We start from the raw sequence: 17934 nt of genomic DNA on the forward strand, positions 1-17934 counted from the left end.
CGCAGCCCTCTTGCCGCACACCTCGGAAAGGCCTCGGGCCATGCGCACCGAACCCACCACCACGATCATGACGACCACCGCGAGCACCGCGAACGGCATCGCCGCGATCCGCAACCTCGGCATCCTGGCGCACGTCGACGCGGGGAAGACCACCCTCACGGAACGGGTCCTCTACGCCACCGGCGCCACCTACAAACGCGGCGAGGTCCATGACGGCACCACCGTCACCGATTTCGACCCGCAGGAACGCGACCGGGGGATCACCATCTTCGCGGCGGCGGTCAGCTGCACCTGGGACGGTCACCGGATCAACCTGATCGACACACCGGGACACGTCGACTTCTCCGACGAGGTGGAGCGGTCCCTGCGCGTGCTCGACGGGGCCGTCGCGGTCTTCGACGCCGTCGCGGGCGTGGAACCGCAGAGCGAGTCCGTGTGGCGTCAGGCCGACCGGCACCGGGTGCCGCGCATCGCGTTCGTCAACAAGATGGACCGCGTCGGCGCCGACCTCGACGCGGCCGTCACCTCGCTGCGCGAGCGACTCCACGTCGTCCCGCTGGTGGTCCAGCTGCCCATCGGGCGGGAGGACGGCTTCACCGGCGTCGTCGACCTCGTCCGGATGCGCGCGCTGGTCTGGAGCGCCGCCACCGCCGCCACCGGCAGTGGTCCGCAGACCTGCGAGGTGCTCGCCGTGCCCGAGGAGCTGCGCGAGGAGGCGCTGCGCCGACGACGCCTGCTGGAGGAGCAGGTGGCGGAGCTGCACCCGGTCGCCCTGGAGGAGTACTGCGCCACCGCGGCGCTCACCCCGGCCACGCTGGTCACCGCCCTGCGCGAGCTGACCCACGGGGGCGATGGCGTGGTCGTGCTGTGCGGATCGGCGTACCGCGACCGGGCCGTCGAGCCGCTGCTCGACGCCGTGGTGGCGTACCTGCCCGCACCGACGGACGTACCGCCGGTCCGGGGCACCTTGGACGGGACGGAGCAGGAACGCGCCGCCGATCCCTCGGCGCCGTTCGCCGCGCTGGCCTTCAAGGTGAACGCGACGGCGACCGGGCGGCTGACCTGCCTGCGCGTCTATTCGGGAACGATGAGGAAGGGGGACACCGTGCTGGACACGACGGCCGGCCGCACCGAACGCATCGGCCGGATCCTGCGGGTGCAGGCCGACCGGCACGCCGAGGTGGACCGGGCCGTGGCCGGGGACATCGTCGCCGTGGTCGGGCTCAAGTCCACCCGCGCCGGCGCCACCCTGTGCGCACCGGGCGCACCGCTGCTCCTGGAACCGCCCACGGTCGCGGCGCCCGTGGTGTCGGTGGCGGTCGAGGCGCGCGGCGCCACGGACACCGGACGGCTGTCCACGGCGCTGGCCCGCCTGGTCGAGGAGGACCCCTCGCTGGTCGTGCGGACGGACCGGGAGACCGGTCAGACCCTGCTGTCGGGTCTCGGCGAGCTGCACCTGGAGGTCGCGGTGGAGAAGCTCCGGCGCGGCCACGGCCTGCTCGTCGACGTCGGCAGGCCGCGCGTGGCCTACCGGGAGACGGTGGCGCGCGGGGTGTCCGGGCTGGTCTACCGCCACGTGAAGCAGGACGGCGGAGCCGGTCAGTTCGCCCACGTGGTGATCGACGTCGAGCCCCTGGACGTCGAGGACCGGGACGTCGAGGCCCCGGACGCAGCGGGCCGCGGCGACGGCGGACTCGTCTTCCGGTCGTCGGTCGTCGGCGGCCGGGTGCCGCAGGAGTACGTCCGCGCGGTCGAGGCCGGGTGCCGGGACGCGCTCGTCGAGGGTCCCCTCGGCGGCCATCCGGTGACCGGGCTGCGGGTCACGCTGACCGACGGGGCCACGCACTCCAAGGACTCCTCGGAGATGGCCTTCCGGGCGGCGGGGCGGTTCGCCCTGCGCGAGGCGCTGCGCGCGGCCGAGATGGAGCTGCTGGAACCGGTGGTCGAGGTCGTCGTCACCGTGGCCGAGGACGCGGTCGGCAGCGTGCTCGGTGACCTGGCGGCCCGGCGCGGCCGGGTCTCCGGCTCGGTCACCCGGACCGGGACCACGACCGTCACGGCGGCCGTGCCGCTGGCCGAACTCTTCGGCTACGCGTCGCGCCTGCGCAGCCGGACCCAGGGTCGGGGGACCTTCACCTCCCGGCCGACGGGGTACGCCCCCGTACCGGCGACGGTGCGCGAGCAGGTGCTGACGGCCGGCTAGCGGGCCCTCGTTCCCGTCGGGAACCTCGGGAACGGGCAGGGCCCCCGCCTTCGGGCGGGGGCCCCGCGGTGGTGTCCCGCGGTTGCCCCGAATTCGACTGACCCCGCCACCACCCTGCTATGTAATGTCACATGGCATGATGATCTTACGTGGTACGGCCCTCGCCGCCGCCCTGCTGGGCGTGACCGCGGTCCTCCCGCCCGCCGTCGCGCACGCCGCGGCCCCGTCCGGCTGTGGTTCCTCCGCCTCCGCCTCCGCTACGGCCCCCGCCTCCGCCGCCGCGGACCCCGCTTCCACCGTCGATCCGGAACAGGCCCGGCTCGCCGACCCGCGGACCGCCGCCTTCACGGAGCGGGCCGCCTTCGGTGACTTCGTACGCCGCTTCCCGGCCGCGCTCTGCGGCGCGCGCGACGCCGCCGAGGCCGGCCGGCTCCTCGACGCCTGGGGCGAGGCGCTGTGGCAGGCCTCCGTGAACCGGGCCCAGGGGCGGCGCCCCGGCGGGGACCTGCCCGCCGGGGACGACCGCCCGCTGTACTGGACCCGCTTGCGGATGACCGTCCAACTGGCCGATTGGCGACCGGGGTTCCCGGTGGACCGGGCGGCCCTGCGGACCCGCTTCGAGGACGCCTCCCGGGGACTCACCGCCAACGACTTCCGCGGCGCCCCCGGCGTGCGCCGCCTGTTCGTCAGCGGATTCGACCCCTTCGGCCTGGACAGCGAACCGCGCCGGGCCAACCCCTCCGGCTCCGCGGTCCTGCGGCTCAACGGCCGCCGCGTGACGCTCGCCGACGGCACGCCCGTGGAGATCCGGGCCGTCGTCCTGCCCGTGCGCTACGCCGACTTCGACGCCGGCATCGTGGAGCGCGCCTACGGCCCCCGCCTCGCGGCCGGGCCCCGGGCCGCCGACATGATCACCAGCATCAGCCAGGGCTATCCCGGGATCTTCACGCTGGAGGCCTGGGCCGGTCGCGCCCGGTCGGCGGACCCCTACCCGGACAACGCCGCGGCCCTCTCGGGAGGCACCTACGACCACCCCGTCACGGCGCCGGGCATGGGCCCGGGAGCGGAGTTCCTGCGCACCACCCTGCCCACCGACGCCATGACCGCCGTCCAGAGCCCCTTCCCGGTCCGGCTGAACACCACCGTCACCGAGATCCCCGCCGGCGAGCAGCGGCCCGTGGACCGCGAGGACGGCCCCACCCCCGGCTCCCGCGCCGTCGCGGGTGGAGGCGGCGGCTACCTCTCCAACGAGGTCGCCTACCGCTCCAACCGGCTCCGCACGGAACTGAACCCCCGGCTCCCCGGCGGCCACCTGCACACCCCCGTCCTGACCGGGCTGCCCGCGGACCCGGCCCGGCTGAGCGACGCCACCTTCGAGCAGAACGAGACGGCCATCGCCGACGAGGTGCTGGCGATCCTCCGGAACTCGTCCCGGCCCGCCGCCCCCGGCTCCACGCCGACCCTGCCCTGACGGTGCGGGCGGTCGGGGTGCCGGGGTGGCACAGTGGACACCATGTGTGGCCGCTATGCCTCGACCCGCGCCCCGGCCGACCTGGCCGGGCTCTTCGACGCCCACTGGGATCCCGGTGAGGCGCTCGCCGCGAGCTGGAACGTGGCGCCCACCGACCCCGTGTGGGCCGTGCTCGAACGCGCGGACCGCGACGGCGGCGCGGTGGAGCGGCGGCTGCGGCCGCTCCGCTGGGGCCTGGTGCCCTCGTGGGCGAAGGATCCGGGGGTCGGCTCCCGGATGATCAACGCGAGGGTGGAGACCGTCCACGAGAAGCCCGCCTACCGCAAGGCGTTCACGAAACGCCGGTGCCTGCTGCCCGCCGACGGCTTCTACGAGTGGGAGGCCGTCCCCGCCACGGACCGGGCGAAGGCCTACAAGCAGCCGTACTTCATCGCGCCCGAGGACGGCGCCCCGATGGCGATGGCGGGGCTGTACGAGTACTGGCGCGATCCGGCCGTCGCGGACCCCGACGATCCGACCGCGTGGCTCACCACCTGCACGATCATCACCACCGAGGCCACCGACGCGGCGGGCCGCGTGCACCCGCGCATGCCCCTCGCCCTGCACCGGGACGACTACGGAGCCTGGCTCGACCCCACCCGCCACGACACCCACGAACTGCGCGCCCTGCTGCACACCCCGGCCGACGGTCTCCTGGCGGTGCGCGCGGTGTCCACCGAGGTCAACAGCGTCCGCAACAACGGCCCCCAGCTCCTCGCCCCGGCCGGCGGTGCGGCGCCCGCGCCCCCGGAGTAGCCTCGGCGCCGGGGCCCGGCCGGGCCCATGTGGGCCATACCGTGGGGGAGTTGGTCGCAGACCATGATTGCCGAAGTGTCCGTGGGGGTGGCCTGGGCGCTCGTGGTGGCCGCCGCCCTGATGCGGTTCGGGTTCGGCGCGCGGCCCGCGCCCGACCCGGCCCGGCAGCGGCCGTTGTCGCCGGTCGAGATCGCCCTGCTGCGCGGGGGCCGCCGGGCGGCGGTACAGACGGCTCTGGTGGAGCTGCACCTGGCGGGCGCGGTGGAGGCGACGTGGCCGGGGGCGGTCCAGCGCGTCGACACCGCGGCGCCCCGGGGCGGCTCCGGGCTCGCCCGGGCCCAGTACAACGTGCTCTTCGGGCACATGCACCCGCGGCGCCTGTGGGTCATCGAGCGGGTGAGCCGGGCGGTCGCGGCGGAGGCCCGGGAAGCGGAACGGACCGGACTGCTCCTGACCAGCCGCCGGGTGGTCGCCGTACGCGTCGTGCTGCTGCCCGCCCTCTGCGCGGCGGTGGTCGGGTCGGTGGCCGATGCGGCGGACGGACCGTGGCACGTGCTCGCCCTCGCCGCGGGCGCGTTCGCCCTGATGCTGGGCGTCCTGCCGCGCCGCACCCACAAGGGCGCGGCGCTGCTGGCCCGACTGCGCGGTGAACGGATCGGAGTCCGGCGGGCGACCGTCCGCGCACCCGCCGAACTCCTCCTGAACGTCGCCCTGTTCGGCACCCCGGTGCTGCGCGAGCAGCTGCCGAGGTTCACCGAGGAGAGCGGCCTGCTCACCCGGCCGCCGAGGGAACCCATGCACCGGGGCGGCGGCTCCTCCTGCGGGGCCGTGTCCTGCGGCGGCTAGTAGGGCTCTGTCACGTGCTGTCGTAGGGCTGCCGCGTGGTGGGTCGTCGGCAGGTTGGGGCGCTGCTCGGCGCCCCGGGGTGCCCCCGCACCGCACGCTCCCTTCCCGCGAGCGCGACAGGGTCGAGGGCGTCGATCGCGAGCGCCCGGTCGAAGTCGTCGAGGGCGGCTGTGAACCTGCCCATCAGGAGGTAGGTCTCGCCCCGGTAGGCGAACGCCTCAACGCTTCGGGGGTCGATCGCCACAGCGCGGTCATGGTCGGCAAGCGCCTTCTCGAAGAGGCCTTGACGCCGGTGTGCGGCCCCGCGATAGGTGTACGCATCGCAGTAGTCAGGGTCGATCGTCAGCACCTGTTCCAGGTCGGTGAGCGCCTCGTCGAAGCGTCCGTACTGCAAGAGGACGGATGCCCGGGTGCAGAGGCTGATGGTGCGCAGGACGGGGGTGCCGCGGTCCGCGTCGGCCAGGACCTGATCCGCGTCCGAGAGAGCGTCCTCGAAGTGCCCCAAGCGGAAATGAACCTCGGCGCGCATGACGAGTGCGGGGAGAAAGTGCGTGATGGCCGTCATCAGGTCGAGGTCGGTGACCGCCTCGTGATAACGGTGCGTCCGGGCACGGAGGTACGCGCGATGGTAGAGGCCCTCGTGATAGCCCGGGTTGAGATCCAGGGCTCGGTCGAAGTCGAGCAGTGCCTCGTCGAAACGTTCGAGGTTCGTGTAGACCTCACCGCGCTTGATCAGGACACGGACATCCTCCGGTGCTGCCTCGATGACGTGGGTGAAGTCGTCGAGTGCCTCGAGGAAGCGGTGCGAGCGATTGTTCGCATCACCACGGCGGGTGAGCATCGAGAGGTCTCCAGGCGCGAGAGCGAGTGCGCGGGTGAAGTCGGCCAGCGCCGCGGGCAGCCGATTCAGGGCGAGGTGGGCGTCACCGCGGCGAGCGAGGACGGAGGCGTTGGCGGGCCGCAACCGGTGTGCCCGGTCAAGGTCGGACAGCGCTTCCTCGTGCCGATCGGTTCGGTTGAGGACGCCGGCCCGGTGAAAGAGCACGGTCGCGGAGTCGGGTTCGATCCGCAGGGCGTGGTTGAGATCCGCGAGTGCTTGGTCGTACTGCCTGCCCGCGTGATACTTCAGGCCGCGGCCGGTGAGCGCGACGACATCGTCGGGGTCGGTCTGCAAGGCGCGGCTGAAGGTCTCCACCGCCTCCTCATTTCTGCGGCGCACGCCGAAGGCGAATCCAGGCTCGTCGGGGTCTTCCCGGATCGGCGGCACATCATCGCTTTCGATGCCCTCGGTCGTCCGCCCCCGGTTTCCGCTCCGGCCGCTCCGGCTGCTCCGCCCCGGGTCGTCCTCGCCGACTTCCCTGGCGATGCGGTCGACGGTGTCGCCGTCGGTAGCGTGGACGGTGGCCACCCGGACCAGCACCGCATCGATGTCGTCGGCCTCCGGGTCCACCGAGGACGACTCCGGCTCGAGCAGGGCCGATACGGAAACGGATGCGGATGCGGATGCGGTCTGGTCGAGCGGGAAACCGCCTGGGGGCGGTCCGTTCCCGCGCACCCGGTCGAGCTCGTGGTTGAGCTCGATGATCTCATTCTGCAGACGGCTGGCGAGGTCCTCGGCCTGCGACCTCCTCGCTTCGGCCCGCGCCAGCTCGGAATCGGCCGTGGCGCGTTGGACCTGCGCCCGCGCGAGCTTGGCTTCCGCTTCCTCCTGAACTTCCCTGCCGACAGCCTTTGGAAGCGGCTCCCGTTCCTGGCTGAGCAGGTCGACACGCCTCTCAAGCCACTGGATGATGCCGAGCAGGATCCAGCAGAGCCGCGCGTAGTTGTCGGCGGCCTGGCGGAGCTGCGCCTGCTGTTCCATCGCGTGAGTGAGCTGCTTGTACGTCTCGATGTGCTGCGCCATGACCGTGACGAGTTCTACGGACCCGGGCGCTCCGGCTCCGGGCAGACCGGCTCTCGCGGTGGTGCGGGGCGGGTGCTCGGCCTGGTCCAGCAGCGCGGCCGCCTCGCTCTGGCGTCGTTCGCGCAACGCCGGGTCGACCGTCGCGGCGACCAGGCGGGCGACGAACTCCGGGGGTGGGATCCGCCCGCCCAAGTGGGTGCTGATCTGGCTCGTGGAGAGGCCGATCTCCTGGGAGAGCACGGCGAGGGTCTTGCCCGAGCGGTCCACATGGGCCCGGAGGACCTCCGCGAGCTTCCGCGCCTGCTCGTTGACCGGCCGGATCGGCGTCCGCCACCGGCCGCCGCGCCTGTCAGCTCCTGCCACCGCGCACTCGCCCCACACTCCTTGCAACGGGCTGCGCGATTGTCCGGTCCGTTCGGGACAACCGCTGCTCTGTCCGGAATCTACCTGCGCTGTCCGGTCCACAGGTTCCGAACAGCTCAACTCCCCTTCACCGTCTGCCTTCGACCCGCACCGCGGTCCCGACCCGAAGGACAGAACCCGTGAACGACCTCCTCTCCATCGCCGCCGACGCCCTCTCCCTGATCGGCTCGGCCCTCACCATCACCCTCGAGATCCGCCGCGCCCGCCGTCGGGCCAAGAACGGTCAGGACGACGACGGGGGGAGCCAGACGGCCTGAGGATCGTCCGTCGCCGAGCGGGATTCCGTGCCACCGCTGTTGCCCCGGCCTGTGCCGGGGCGGCCTCGGCTGGACGACCAGCCGACCAGCCGACCGGACGGCCCTCAACGGGAGCCCGTGAGCGTTCCGCACCGGGTTCGCGTGACGGGACGTCGCCCGAGAGCACCTTCGGCGGCGAGCGCAGCCTGGCCCCCTGGGCGCGCTGGGCGTGCTGGTGCCCACGTGGTTGAGGCCGCCGGGGTCGACACCGTCGACGTCGATCCGTGGCAGCTCCCGCTCGACCACGGTGCTTGAATGGACCGTCGTTCCCGATCCGGCAAGGAGAAGCGCTGTGCCCCTGGTCTCTGTCGTGATGCCCGTGTACAACTCGGCGGCCACCCTCGGCGCAGCGGTCCGGTCGGTGCTCACGCAGACCCACAGTGACCTGGAGCTGCTGGTCACCGACGACCGGTCCTCCGACAGCTCCATGGACCTGCTGAGCGAGTTCGCCGCGCAGGACGAGCGCGTCCTGGTGCAGTCCGCGCCCGAGCAGGGCGGCGCGGGCCGGGCCCGCAACCTCGCGATCGCCCGGGCCCGCGGGGACTACGTCGCCTTCCTCGACAGCGACGACATGTGGCTGCCGGAGAAGACCGAGAAGCAGCTCGCCTTCGCCGCACACGCCACCGCACCGCTGACCTTCACCTCGTACTTCAAGATGGACGCCGACCACGCCGGAGAGAGCACCGACTGGACCCCGAACGGGCGGGTGGTGCGTGCCCGCGAGCATGTGGACTACCGGGCGATGCTGGTCCGCGACCACATCGGCGCCCTCACCGCCATGTACGACCGCAACGCCTTGGGCACCAGGCTGATGCCGGAGATGCGCAAGCGTCAGGACTACGCCCTGTGGTTGTCGATCATGCGCGACGGTGCTGACGCCCGGGGCCTCGCCGAGCCGCTCGCGGTGTACCGGGCCCACCAAGCCGGATCGTTGTCCTCCAACAAGGCGTCGCTCGTGCGGTACAACTGGGCCCTGTACCGCGAACACGAGCACCTCTCGGTCCCGCGGGCGACCCGGGCGCTGGCCGGAGCCGTGTGGCAGTCCCTGCGCAACTCGCGCATCTAGCGCCGGCTCGCGCGGCTGAGTACCTGTGCCTGCGTCGGCCATGATGCGTTGGGTGTCCTGCTACGACGACAGATCGGTTGGGGGCGTCCTCCGTCAGACCCGAGGCCTACCCTGCTGAGGGGGGCCGCGGTGGTGGTCGGTGAACTGGTGCGCGCAGAACTGCGACGCGTCGATTGGGCGTCGTTGGAGTGCGGATGCGGTACTTCTGCGGAGCATGTGCCGCTTCTGATCGAGGCGATCGTCACTGCTGAGACACCCCAGGACATGATCGGATACACCCTCGATGGTCATGTCGAGGAGAGCACGATCATCTTCGAGTGCACTCCACCTGCGGTCGGCGTGATCATGGCCGCGTTGGCGGGCGACCTCTCCACGCTGGCCCGAGACGTGCTGCTGCAGACGTTGTGGTTCGTGGCTGCGGGTTCCGGCGACTACGGGCCGACCGCGGGGAGCGCGGGTCTGGGCGAAAGGTGCAGGCGCCAGGTGCGGGAGGGGCTCTGGAGGCTTCTCCAGATCGGGCTCACCGGTACTGCGGAGGACGCCGAAACGGTGGCGGACATCTGTGAGTCCTTCGGGCTGGGCGGTGACGGGGTCGCCTTCTACCAGGCCGAGCTTCGCGGCCGCGTGCGGGCGAAATCGAAACGCGGGCGAGGCGTCTGATGCCTGTGGAGGTCAGGGTGGTCTCGGACGTACTGGAATAATGCTGCGAAGCCTCGGATCGGCTGCGGACCTTGGCCGAGGGCACAGGTCATCCAGCAACCGAGGTCGTTGTCCGCCCGCACACCCGTGCTGCCGTTGCTGGTGGACGCTTCGCCGTGAGGGGCCTTCGCCGCCGGCAGGACGCGGCTCTGCCGGACCTCTCTGCGGCTGGTCGATGGACCGCGGTTCTCAAGATTGAAGGGCGGGGCGGCCGGATTCGAACCGACGTCCTCCTCCATGCTGTGTAGGTGCACTACCTCTGTGCTACGACCCCGCTTGAGGTGATCCTAGGCAGCCCGCTCCACCACGGGCCAGCCATTTTCCCAGGGTGAGGGGCCGACGGTCACACCGCAGGCGCTGCGGACGTCCCCTCGGCCGCGGCAAGAGCGCGCCAGTGCCAGCCACGTAGCCGGGCCTCGGAAGCGTACGTCGGGTTCGTGACGCATGGGTCATCCCCGCGGTGCTGGGAGCGGTCTTGCTGACCAGCCGCTTTAGGTCGGCAGGAGCCTGACCACGCAGCAGGCGATCCCGTCACGCCACGGCCCGGCAGCCCTGCGCAGCCACCAGAAGCATCCGGTCCGCCAAGGCACGACAAGGAACGCCAAGGCCCGGCAAGGAACAGCACCGCCCACACTGATGACCACGAGACCTGAAGGTCCACGGACGAGGCCCGGTGACGGGCCGCTGTCGAATTGCGTCCCGCTGCGGCAACGGCGGCTGGACGTGGAGCGAGGCAATGGCAAGAACCTCCCGCTGGAGGAACGGACGTCGCTGTTCGCCGGGCTGCCATCACATCGTGGCCGGGCAGTTCACGACAGGTGGGTTCGGCGGCCGTAAACGCAAAGAAGCTCGACCGGGAGTTCCCGGCCGAGCTGTCTCATGCGTGCGTACGTGTGCTGTCCGCTGGTGGCTTAGTACCAGTGGTGGCTCTGCCAGAAGTTCCACGCGCCGACGGGGCTGCCGTAGCGGGAGTTCATGTAGTCCAGGCCCCACTTGATCTGGGTGGCCGGGTTGGTCTTCCAGTCCGGGCCCGCCGAGGCCATCTTCGAGGCCGGCAGGGCCTGGACCAGGCCGTACGCGCCCGAGGAGGCGTTCGTGGCGGTGTGGTCCCAGCCGCTCTCGCGGGAAATGATCTGGTTGAACGCCGCGAACTGCGCCGGGTCCTTGATCATCTGCTGCGCGATCGCCTTGGCGCTCATCGGGGCGGCCTGCGCGGGAACCGCGGCCAGCATGGAACCGGCGACGCCCAGGGCGAGGACGGTACCCGCGAGGGTCTTCTTGGAAGCGGCGATGCGGCGGATGACGGCGTTGGACACGGATGACCTTCCGAAGGGGACGGGGACGGTCGCCGCATGCCGAGGACATGCGTGAGCCACTCACGCGGTGGAGAGGGGATCGTCGGCGGGAGCGGGAGACCTTGGGTGAGCCCGGGGATCTCCGTCCGCCTTGCGACTCATCCAGTTCTACGGGGGTTCCCGGGCCCTGGCAACGACGTCGCGTACTAGCGTTCCTCGCAGACGGGGCGGGCGGCCCCCGCGGCCGGACCGGCATCGACGCAGGCAGGAACAGGTGCGAGGGCACCGGTGCGGGGCGAACGGGAACTACGATCCCGCTTCGTATGTGACCTGGGTCCTGTGGGTCGGGTCACCACCAAGGGCCCCGAATGTCACCCTCCGTACCCGCCCCTACCCGCTTCGGGGAAGGCTCCCGGTGAATTCGGCCCCCGTATCGAAGGTGACAGGTGCCTGGAAGGCTACGTTCCATAGCGCCACCCACAGCTCCTTACGAGTGGCCAGTTCCGGCTTGGTGGCGAAGGCGGTGTCCTGGTCGAGTCCGGCATCCCGGCATCCCGGCAGCGGTCAGGGTCGGAGGTCAGTGAACGCGGGACGTACAGTTCCCGGTCCACTGCCACGTGCCCGCGCCGGCCGGCGTAGACCGGGTAGACGGCGACCTGGGCGTCTTCGATCCTGCCCGCGGTACCGGTGTACTGGCGCTGGACGCCGTCCGGGGTCCTCTCCCCGGCCCATTCGGCGGTGGTCCAGCAGTTCCTGCGCGGCAGGTCCGACAGCAGTCCGAGCACCAACTTCCGGACCCGGAAGCGGGGTTCGACCCGTGTGAACCGTCCCGCTATCCGGCTCATCAGGCCCTCGAACGCCTCCTGCCAGCGGGCAGGGTCTACGCTGTGACCTGCGACCACCGCGTGATCGTTTGTCTTCACACACCGATGGTCAACGGCAGGAGGACATGTGCAACGTGGCGAAGTCTGGTGGGTGGAGTTCGACGAGCGGCGGCCGGTCGTGCTGCTGTCGGGAGACGACGCGTCCGGGATCCGGGTGATGCAGGTCGTCGCTCGGGCGGGTGTCGACATCACCGGTCTGGGCGTCGAAGTGGCAGTAGGCGCCGTGGAGGGACTGTCCTTTGAAGGCGTGCTGCGGTTCGCGTTGCCGCGTCCGGGCTTTACCCCTTGCACGTGGCTGACCACCGTGTCCCGGGACGACCTGATCGAGCGAGCGGGCGTTCTGTCCTCCGCGAAACTCAGCGAGATTGAGAACGCCCTCCGCCTCGGTGAGTAGACGAAGGAGTGGACCCCGGCGACGACCGCGAAGCTCAGCGAGATGAGGGACGCCCTCCGTCTCGGTGGACTCGGGTAGGCGGAGAAGGAACGGACGCCCGCGACGGCGTGGTCGGTCTCGTCCAGCTGCCTCCTCGGCGCCGGCGCCCCTCACGATCGAGATCACGAACTACGGCTGGAGTACCAAGCGGCCTGGGTGATCTCCTACCCGACCCCCAAGCCCGCCGACAAGTCCGGCCAGATCGACCGGTTCGACGTTCGGGTCAAGCACTGGGCCGCGGCCGAGGAGCCGTTCACCGCAGGCGAGGGCGTCCACGAGTGCCTCCTGGACTACGCGGCCACCCTCACCAGCGCCGCCCGGACGTTCCTCACCGAGTGCGTCGACTCGCTGCTGAGGAACTCCCGGGGATCCCAGGCCCGTGCCATGGCCCTGCGGCGTTGCGACGAAGAGCTGACACAGCCCCACTAGGGCGTGTACGCCTGCTTGCTCGCGCAGGTCCACACCACCGGCTTGCCCGAGATGGTTCCGGCGACCCGGTCGTCGTCGGACACGGCGAAGGCTCGGCCCTCGTCGATGTTCCGGCGGGGCACGGGGAGCGCTCGGACGGCTCCGCCGCCCACCTGGAAGGTCGGGACCGCGGCGTGCGGTTCGCTGACGTCGAGGTACGTCCGGGCCGTCCCCACCAGCCTGTCGGTCGTGGGGCTGATCCCCGTCACCTCCAGCTCGTCGCGCCCCGCGAGCTTCGCCAGCGCGGTCGGCGCGGCGGTGTAGGGGGCCTTCCAGACGAAGCCCCGCTCGTTGGAACCGCCGTGGTAGACGTCGACGTCGGTGGCCGCCACCACACCGCGGTCGTCGATGCCCGCGAGCGTGTTGTAGCGGCTGATGTACGGCACGCCGCTCGTCGCGAGGGCCTTGGCCGGACCGCCGCCCGCGGGCCAGACGACCGGGTAGGTCTCCCAGATCTCATTGCCGCCGTCGTCGCTGTAGTAGGCGTTCGCCAATCCGAGCACGTCGCCGCGCTTGTTGATCCCGGTGACCTGCTGGATCTTGGTGGCCGGGTGGACGCCCGGCGGCACCGGGAGCTCGCGGACCAGCCGGCCGTCCTGCCACTCCCGGGGGGTCAGGCCGTCGAAGCCGGCCACCCGTCCCGCGTCGTTGACGCCGATCCCGGCGTACGGGCCCTGCGCGGGAGCGGTCAGCAGGGTCACCTGCCGGTCCCCCTTGCGGTAGCTGAACAGCACGTGCTCCTGGTCGTTCGCCCGGTCCAGGACGCCGACCATGAGGCCCTTGGCGTTGATCGCGCGGACGCTGCCCTTCGCCCAGCCGGTCGGCAGCGGCACCCGGAAGACGCGGGTGCCCTCCCAGAAGGCGGGCACGTCGTTCGAGGTGCCCACCGTCCGGCCCGAGGCGCCCAGCGCGTAGGGCCGGGTCTCACCGGTGGTGCCCAGTTCCTCCAGTGCCTTGACGGCCGGCTTGCACACGGCACCCGCCGTCGCACCCGTCGCACCCGTCGCATCCGCTCCGGACGCGGTGGCCGGTCCCGCCACCGCGATCAGCCCGGCCGTGATGACCGCGGCCCCGGCCGCGGACATGGTCCTGCGCATGTGTGTCCCCCTGTTCGTCGATCACGTGCGTAGTGCGGGGCCGTCCCGTCTGCACCCCCGTGTCAGGCGAGACGGCCCCGGTTCTGGGGGCCCGTCAGGCGCGGAGCGCCGGGGCCAGGGGCGGTGCGGGCAGGACCCGGGCGAGCAGCTTCGCCACCGAGATCACCGTCCGGTCCGCCAGGTAGGGCCCGATGACCTGTACGGCCAGGGGCAGTCCGGCCGCGGTCGTGCCCGCGGGCAGGACGAGCGAGGGCAGTCCGACCGGCCCGGCCAGATTGACCCAGCTCGTCTGGTCGAAGTACGGCCGCCGCACGCCGTCGACCGTGATGAACCGCCCCGGCACGGGGACGGAGGTCTGGTCGGGGACGGCGGCCGTCGGAGCGGCCGGGGTGATCAGGACGTCGTGCCGGGCGAAGTACGCGGCCCACGCGGCCCGCAGCCGCTGCCGGTCCTCGTCGGCCACGCACCAGTCCCGGTGCCGCATGGTCCGCGCGTGCAGGTAGAGGCCGCTGGGATCATCGGCCGGGATCTTCTGCGCCGCCTCGACCTCGGCGGCGTAGGCCGCGTCCGTCGCGCTGGCGGCCGAGGTCGCGTACAGCAGCCGCTGGAACAGCCGGTCGCTCTCGGCGAAGTCCACCGGGCGGGCCGCGTCGTCGACCTGCGCGCCGGCCCGGCGCACGAGATCGGTGACCCGGCCCAGTAGTGCGCGGGTGTCGGCGTCCACGCGGCAGTACGCGTCATCGGCCCAGATGCCGACGCGGTACTGGCCGAGTCGGGTCTTCCGCGCGGCGGGGAGGTCGATCCTCCAGGCGGCGCCGTCGGCCGGGGCCGGCGCGGCGAGCACGTCCAGCAGCAGTTCGAGGTCCTCCGGCGTACGGGCGACCGGCCCCAGGGTGAGCATGTCGCTGCTGGTGGCCCAGCCCGGGGGCCGCGGGATGTGTCCGCGGGTCGGCACGATCGGCTGGGCGCCGCGGGAGGTGCGCAGCGCGTAGACCCCGCAGTAGGCGGCGGGCAGCCGCAGCGAACCGGCCAGGTCGGAGCCGATCTCGACGGCGCTGAGCCCGGCGGCCACCGCCGCGGCCGGGCCGCCGGAGGAGCCCCCTGCCGTGCGGTCGGCGGCGAAGGGGTTCCTCGTGGTTCCGAAGAGGGGGTTGGCGGTCTGGATGTCCTGGCACAGCACCGGCACGTTGGTCTTGCCGAAGACGACGGCCCCCGCGGCCCGCAGCAGCGCCACCGCGTCGGCGTCCCGGGCGGGCACGTGGTCGGCGAGGTCGGGCGAACCGCAGGTCGTGCGCAGCCCCTGCGTCTCCAGGGCGTCCTTCACCGTCATGGGCAGGCCGTGGAGGGCGCCGAGGGGCTTCCCGGTCCGCGCGAGGTGCCGGTCGGCCCGGTCGGCGGCGGCTCGGGCGGCGTCGAGGTCCAGGGTGACCACCGCGGTGAGCCCGGGGTTCACCGCGTCGTGGTGCTCCAGGTACCGCTCGAGCAGCGCACGGCTGGTGATCTCGCCCCGGCGCAGCGCGGCGAGCTGCTCGTGGGCGGGGGCCAGGTGCAGGGGGGTGCGCGGGGGCCTGCCGGCGGCGCGCGCCCGGGCGTCGGCGGTGGAGGTCATGGCGGCCGCGGCGGCGACGACGGTCGACGCGACGAGCAGGGTGCGGCGGAGGATCACGTGCGGGCTCCTGACGGGGCGCTGTGCGGGTCGCCGGGGGCGGGCGTCCCCTGTCCCGGCGGGGTGAAGTGGGCGGCGACCCGCTGGAGGTGCAGCAGTTCGTCCTCCGGGGTGGCGAGCGGAAGGTCGGCGTCCGCGTAGTCGGCCGGAGCGTCGACCGGTTCGCCCGCGTGGTGGCGGACGAGGGCCGCGCGTATCTGGTCGGCGGTGACCGCCGCGGCGAGCGCCGCGCCGGTCAGGCCCGCCGCGCCGTGCCGGACCTCGGAGTCGGCCCGTACGGCGGGGTCCAGGTAGCGGCGCAGCAGCGTCTGGCCGCCGCGGATCTCCACGCGCCGCCGCAGCAGCGGGAAGTGGGCGCTGCGGCCGCGCAGCAGCTCGTCGCGCTGGCGGGCCGGACGGCGCAGGGCGATCCCCGGGTCCGCCTGGTCCATGGCCGACCACAGGTGGTGCAGCCGCCGGTAGCGCAGGTGCGCCGTGCACCAGTCGCGCACCGCGGTGGTCCGCTGGGTGAGGGTGGGCAGGAAGTAGCCGACCTGGGTGAGGGCGGCCCCGATGTCGCCGCACAGCCAGGCGTACGGGTCGAGGTGCTGGACGCTGAAGTCGAAGACCGCGCCGAGGACGGCGCCGATCCGGATCGCGCTGTACCCCAGGGTGATGACGGCGCCGATGCTGGTCAGGCGCAGGCCGCGGGCGATCGAGGGGCTGGAGGCGGTACGGGCGTACTTCCAGCAGGACCGGGCGAGGTAGAACTCGGCGGCGGTGTAGGTACCGATGTACAGCGTCAGGTAGGTCTGGAAGAAGGGGTCGTGGGCGTAGTAGAGCGAGAAGTCGGTGGGCCGCTGCGTCGCGGGCGTGAGGAGGACGAACAGCACGCCCATGCAGACGATGACCGCGGCGGCCGCGCCGAGCAGCAGGCGGCCGCGGCGCCGGGCCTCGGCGAGCGGCTTGGACCAGTGGGCCAACACCGTGCCCTGGAGCGCGAGGACGAGGACCACGCAGCTCTGCGCGAGCGGTACGGCGATGTTGGTGACGCCGAGCGTGCCGTCGATGCGCACCCACACCCAGGTGAGGGAGATGGCGTAGCTGAGGGCGGAGAAGCCGTAGGTGAACGCCAGGGCGACCAGCGCGGGGTCACGTCGGCTCTTGCCGAGGTCGCGCAGGAGGAAGAGGAATCCCGTCCCGGCGATCAGCAGGCACAAGGGGTGCAGTATGTCTTTCACGGGCTCGTATCCGGGTCAGCGCAGCAGCGTACGGGCTATGGGGTCGGTGTCCTGGTCGCCGCGGCGGGGCGTGCTCACGTACTCCTGCAGCAGCGAACCGAGCATCTCGGCTTCGAACTCTTCCGGGTTGTCGTAGCGGGTGCGGCCGAGGACGAGCTGGACGGTGCTCGGATCGATGTCGGTGATCAGACCGCCCAGGGTGCCCGTGGAGAAGGACGCCTTGCCGCGGTGCTGTCTGAGCATGTGCGCGAACTCGTGGGCGACGATGATCTCGGCGTGCGGCCTGCTGATGCCGGTGTCGTAGAAGACGTAGTCCGTGGACTCGGTGGCCAGCCAGAGCCCGCAGGGGGCCGAGGCGTCGAGGGCGTCCGGGTCCGAGGCGTCGGGAGTGAAGGGCACGAGCCGGATCGAACGCTCCAGCCGCTCCTCCATGAACGGCACCAGGTCCAACACGCTGTCGACGGCCGGTAGTCGCAACTCGTCCAGGTACGCCCTGCTGCGCCGCTCGGCCGCGAAGGCGTCGGCGGCTCCGATGTCGGATCGACGGTCGCGACGGCGTCGCCACATGCGGCTTCCTCTCGGGATCGGCGGTCGGTCGGACGGACGCTCGGACGGACGGTCGGGGGTACGGCATCGGCGGCGGCAGCGCGTCACGGCGCGTCCTTCCCACCGGGCGGGGGCAGCCCCTCCTGTTCCCGCACGACCTCGATCGCTTCGAGGACCTTGCCGAGGCTCTTGGCGGACAGGCCGATCGACCTCAGGGCGATCTCCTTGACGCCCGCTTCGCTGAGCTTGCGCAGCAGTTCGAACTGGTCGGTGACCTTCCGGGTGACCTCGTCCTCGACGAAGTAGCCCGCTTCCACGCCGAAGAACCGGGCGAAGAGGGGTACGAGCGTGATGGTCGGGGTCCGTTCGCCCTTGCGGAGCATGCCGACGTAGGCACCGGTGCAACTCTCCTTGCCGTACGACGAGATGGTCCGGGCCACGTGGGCGTTGCTGAACTCCTTCGCGCCCGGCGGGCGTACGCGGTCGAACAGGTAGTTCAGTCGATCGCTGAACGGTGCTCCCGCTCCCGGAACGGGTGCCGGGGACCTTTCCGCGGTCCCGTCGTCCGGACCCTCGACTGCTGGTGCCACGGTGCGCTGCTTCCTCTCGACCGGGCTAAACTA

Annotated in this window: 15 protein-coding genes, 1 tRNA gene and 2 pseudogenes; 9 read left to right on the forward strand and 9 right to left on the reverse strand. The window is 72.0% G+C overall.

Translation table 11 applies throughout. The features are described 5' to 3' along the window. The first annotated feature begins 40 nt into the window (after positions 1–40). The 4 genes from fusA to ACZ4UB_RS04265 all read left to right on the forward strand — a co-directional run bounded on the left by fusA (position 41) and on the right by ACZ4UB_RS04265 (position 5315). Positions 41–2203 carry an elongation factor G gene (gene fusA, locus ACZ4UB_RS04250; RefSeq protein WP_468068126.1) on the forward strand — a complete coding sequence of 721 codons (2163 nt, stop codon included), beginning with the start codon at positions 41–43 and terminating at the stop codon, positions 2201–2203. 136 nt (positions 2204–2339) lie between these two features. After that, positions 2340–3674, forward strand: a complete 1335-nt coding sequence (locus tag ACZ4UB_RS04255) for a pyroglutamyl peptidase (RefSeq protein ID WP_468068127.1) — start codon at positions 2340–2342, stop codon at positions 3672–3674. Between the two features lie 42 nt (positions 3675–3716). Beyond that, positions 3717–4469 carry an SOS response-associated peptidase gene (locus tag ACZ4UB_RS04260; RefSeq protein WP_468068128.1) on the forward strand — a complete coding sequence of 251 codons (753 nt, stop codon included), beginning with the start codon at positions 3717–3719 and terminating at the stop codon, positions 4467–4469. 63 nt (positions 4470–4532) lie between these two features. After that, entirely contained in the window at positions 4533–5315 is a 783-nt protein-coding gene (locus ACZ4UB_RS04265) for a TIGR04222 domain-containing membrane protein (protein ID WP_468068129.1), read from the forward strand. Between the two features lie 10 nt (positions 5316–5325). Here ACZ4UB_RS04265 and ACZ4UB_RS04270 read toward each other — a convergent pair whose 3' ends face one another. Further along, positions 5326–7581 carry a tetratricopeptide repeat protein gene (locus ACZ4UB_RS04270; protein ID WP_468068130.1) on the reverse strand — a complete coding sequence of 752 codons (2256 nt, stop codon included), beginning with the start codon at positions 7579–7581 and terminating at the stop codon, positions 5326–5328. A 179-nt stretch (positions 7582–7760) separates the two neighbouring features. Here ACZ4UB_RS04270 and ACZ4UB_RS04275 point away from each other — a divergent pair, with 179 nt between their 5' ends. The 3 genes from ACZ4UB_RS04275 to ACZ4UB_RS04285 all read left to right on the forward strand — a co-directional run bounded on the left by ACZ4UB_RS04275 (position 7761) and on the right by ACZ4UB_RS04285 (position 9663). Next, positions 7761–7898 carry a hypothetical protein gene (locus ACZ4UB_RS04275; RefSeq protein WP_468068131.1) on the forward strand — a complete coding sequence of 46 codons (138 nt, stop codon included), beginning with the start codon at positions 7761–7763 and terminating at the stop codon, positions 7896–7898. Positions 7899–8229: 331 nt separating this feature from the next. After that, complete coding sequence (locus ACZ4UB_RS04280; protein WP_468068132.1) at positions 8230–9003, forward strand: glycosyltransferase family 2 protein; 774 nt, start codon at positions 8230–8232, stop codon at positions 9001–9003. A gap of 129 nt (positions 9004–9132) precedes the next feature. Continuing rightward, entirely contained in the window at positions 9133–9663 is a 531-nt protein-coding gene (locus tag ACZ4UB_RS04285; protein ID WP_468068133.1) for a hypothetical protein, read from the forward strand. A gap of 240 nt (positions 9664–9903) precedes the next feature. Here ACZ4UB_RS04285 and ACZ4UB_RS04290 read toward each other — a convergent pair. From ACZ4UB_RS04290 to ACZ4UB_RS04300, 3 genes and pseudogenes are all read right to left on the reverse strand, one after another. Continuing rightward, positions 9904–9978 (reverse strand) — tRNA-Ala (locus ACZ4UB_RS04290). Positions 9979–10613: 635 nt separating this feature from the next. Beyond that, positions 10614–11018 (reverse strand): aggregation-promoting factor C-terminal-like domain-containing protein, encoded by a 405-nt coding sequence (locus ACZ4UB_RS04295; protein ID WP_468068134.1) that lies wholly within the window; start codon positions 11016–11018, stop codon positions 10614–10616. Positions 11019–11486: 468 nt separating this feature from the next. Further along, a pseudogene (locus ACZ4UB_RS04300) lies at positions 11487–11899 on the reverse strand (transposase); the annotation flags it as partial. 49 nt (positions 11900–11948) lie between these two features. Between ACZ4UB_RS04300 and ACZ4UB_RS04305 the strand changes: the two are divergent. Both ACZ4UB_RS04305 and ACZ4UB_RS04310 read left to right on the forward strand, forming a co-directional pair. Then, positions 11949–12353, forward strand: a pseudogene (locus ACZ4UB_RS04305) (type II toxin-antitoxin system PemK/MazF family toxin). 117 nt (positions 12354–12470) lie between these two features. Further along, positions 12471–12743 carry a hypothetical protein gene (locus ACZ4UB_RS04310; RefSeq protein ID WP_468068135.1) on the forward strand — a complete coding sequence of 91 codons (273 nt, stop codon included), beginning with the start codon at positions 12471–12473 and terminating at the stop codon, positions 12741–12743. Here the strand turns inward: ACZ4UB_RS04310 and ACZ4UB_RS04315 are convergent. The 5 genes from ACZ4UB_RS04315 to ACZ4UB_RS04335 all read right to left on the reverse strand — a co-directional run bounded on the left by ACZ4UB_RS04315 (position 12740) and on the right by ACZ4UB_RS04335 (position 17901). After that, a complete protein-coding gene (locus tag ACZ4UB_RS04315) occupies positions 12740–13879 on the reverse strand; it encodes a hypothetical protein (protein WP_468068136.1) in 1140 nt (379 codons plus the stop codon). The genes ACZ4UB_RS04310 and ACZ4UB_RS04315 overlap by 4 nt on opposite strands. 94 nt (positions 13880–13973) lie before the next feature. Continuing rightward, on the reverse strand, positions 13974–15545 hold the full coding sequence (locus tag ACZ4UB_RS04320) for an amidase (RefSeq protein ID WP_468068137.1): 1572 nt from the start codon (positions 15543–15545) through the stop codon (positions 13974–13976). After that, on the reverse strand, positions 15542–16765 hold the full coding sequence (locus tag ACZ4UB_RS04325; protein ID WP_468068138.1) for an MAB_1171c family putative transporter: 1224 nt from the start codon (positions 16763–16765) through the stop codon (positions 15542–15544). Before ACZ4UB_RS04325 ends, ACZ4UB_RS04320 begins: the two co-directional genes overlap by 4 nt. A gap of 15 nt (positions 16766–16780) precedes the next feature. Beyond that, positions 16781–17332 (reverse strand): hypothetical protein, encoded by a 552-nt coding sequence (locus ACZ4UB_RS04330; RefSeq protein ID WP_468068139.1) that lies wholly within the window; start codon positions 17330–17332, stop codon positions 16781–16783. An 83-nt stretch (positions 17333–17415) separates the two neighbouring features. Further along, positions 17416–17901 carry a hypothetical protein gene (locus ACZ4UB_RS04335; protein ID WP_468068140.1) on the reverse strand — a complete coding sequence of 162 codons (486 nt, stop codon included), beginning with the start codon at positions 17899–17901 and terminating at the stop codon, positions 17416–17418. Positions 17902–17934: the final 33 nt, after the last annotated feature.

It is taken from the genome of Streptomyces sp. NPDC028419 (assembly GCF_055565515.1).

What these genes read in the sequence shown, in the direction of transcription:
- fusA (WP_468068126.1), top strand. Translation starts at nt 41, where the DNA reads ATGCGCACCGAACCCACCACCACGATCATGACGACCACCGCGAGCACC.
- ACZ4UB_RS04330 (WP_468068139.1), bottom strand. Translation starts at nt 17,332, where the DNA reads ATGTGGCGACGCCGTCGCGACCGTCGATCCGACATCGGAGCCGCCGAC.
- ACZ4UB_RS04265 (WP_468068129.1), top strand. Translation starts at nt 4,533, where the DNA reads ATGATTGCCGAAGTGTCCGTGGGGGTGGCCTGGGCGCTCGTGGTGGCC.
- ACZ4UB_RS04255 (WP_468068127.1), top strand. Translation starts at nt 2,340, where the DNA reads ATGATGATCTTACGTGGTACGGCCCTCGCCGCCGCCCTGCTGGGCGTG.
- ACZ4UB_RS04315 (WP_468068136.1), bottom strand. Translation starts at nt 13,879, where the DNA reads ATGCGCAGGACCATGTCCGCGGCCGGGGCCGCGGTCATCACGGCCGGG.
- ACZ4UB_RS04260 (WP_468068128.1), top strand. Translation starts at nt 3,717, where the DNA reads ATGTGTGGCCGCTATGCCTCGACCCGCGCCCCGGCCGACCTGGCCGGG.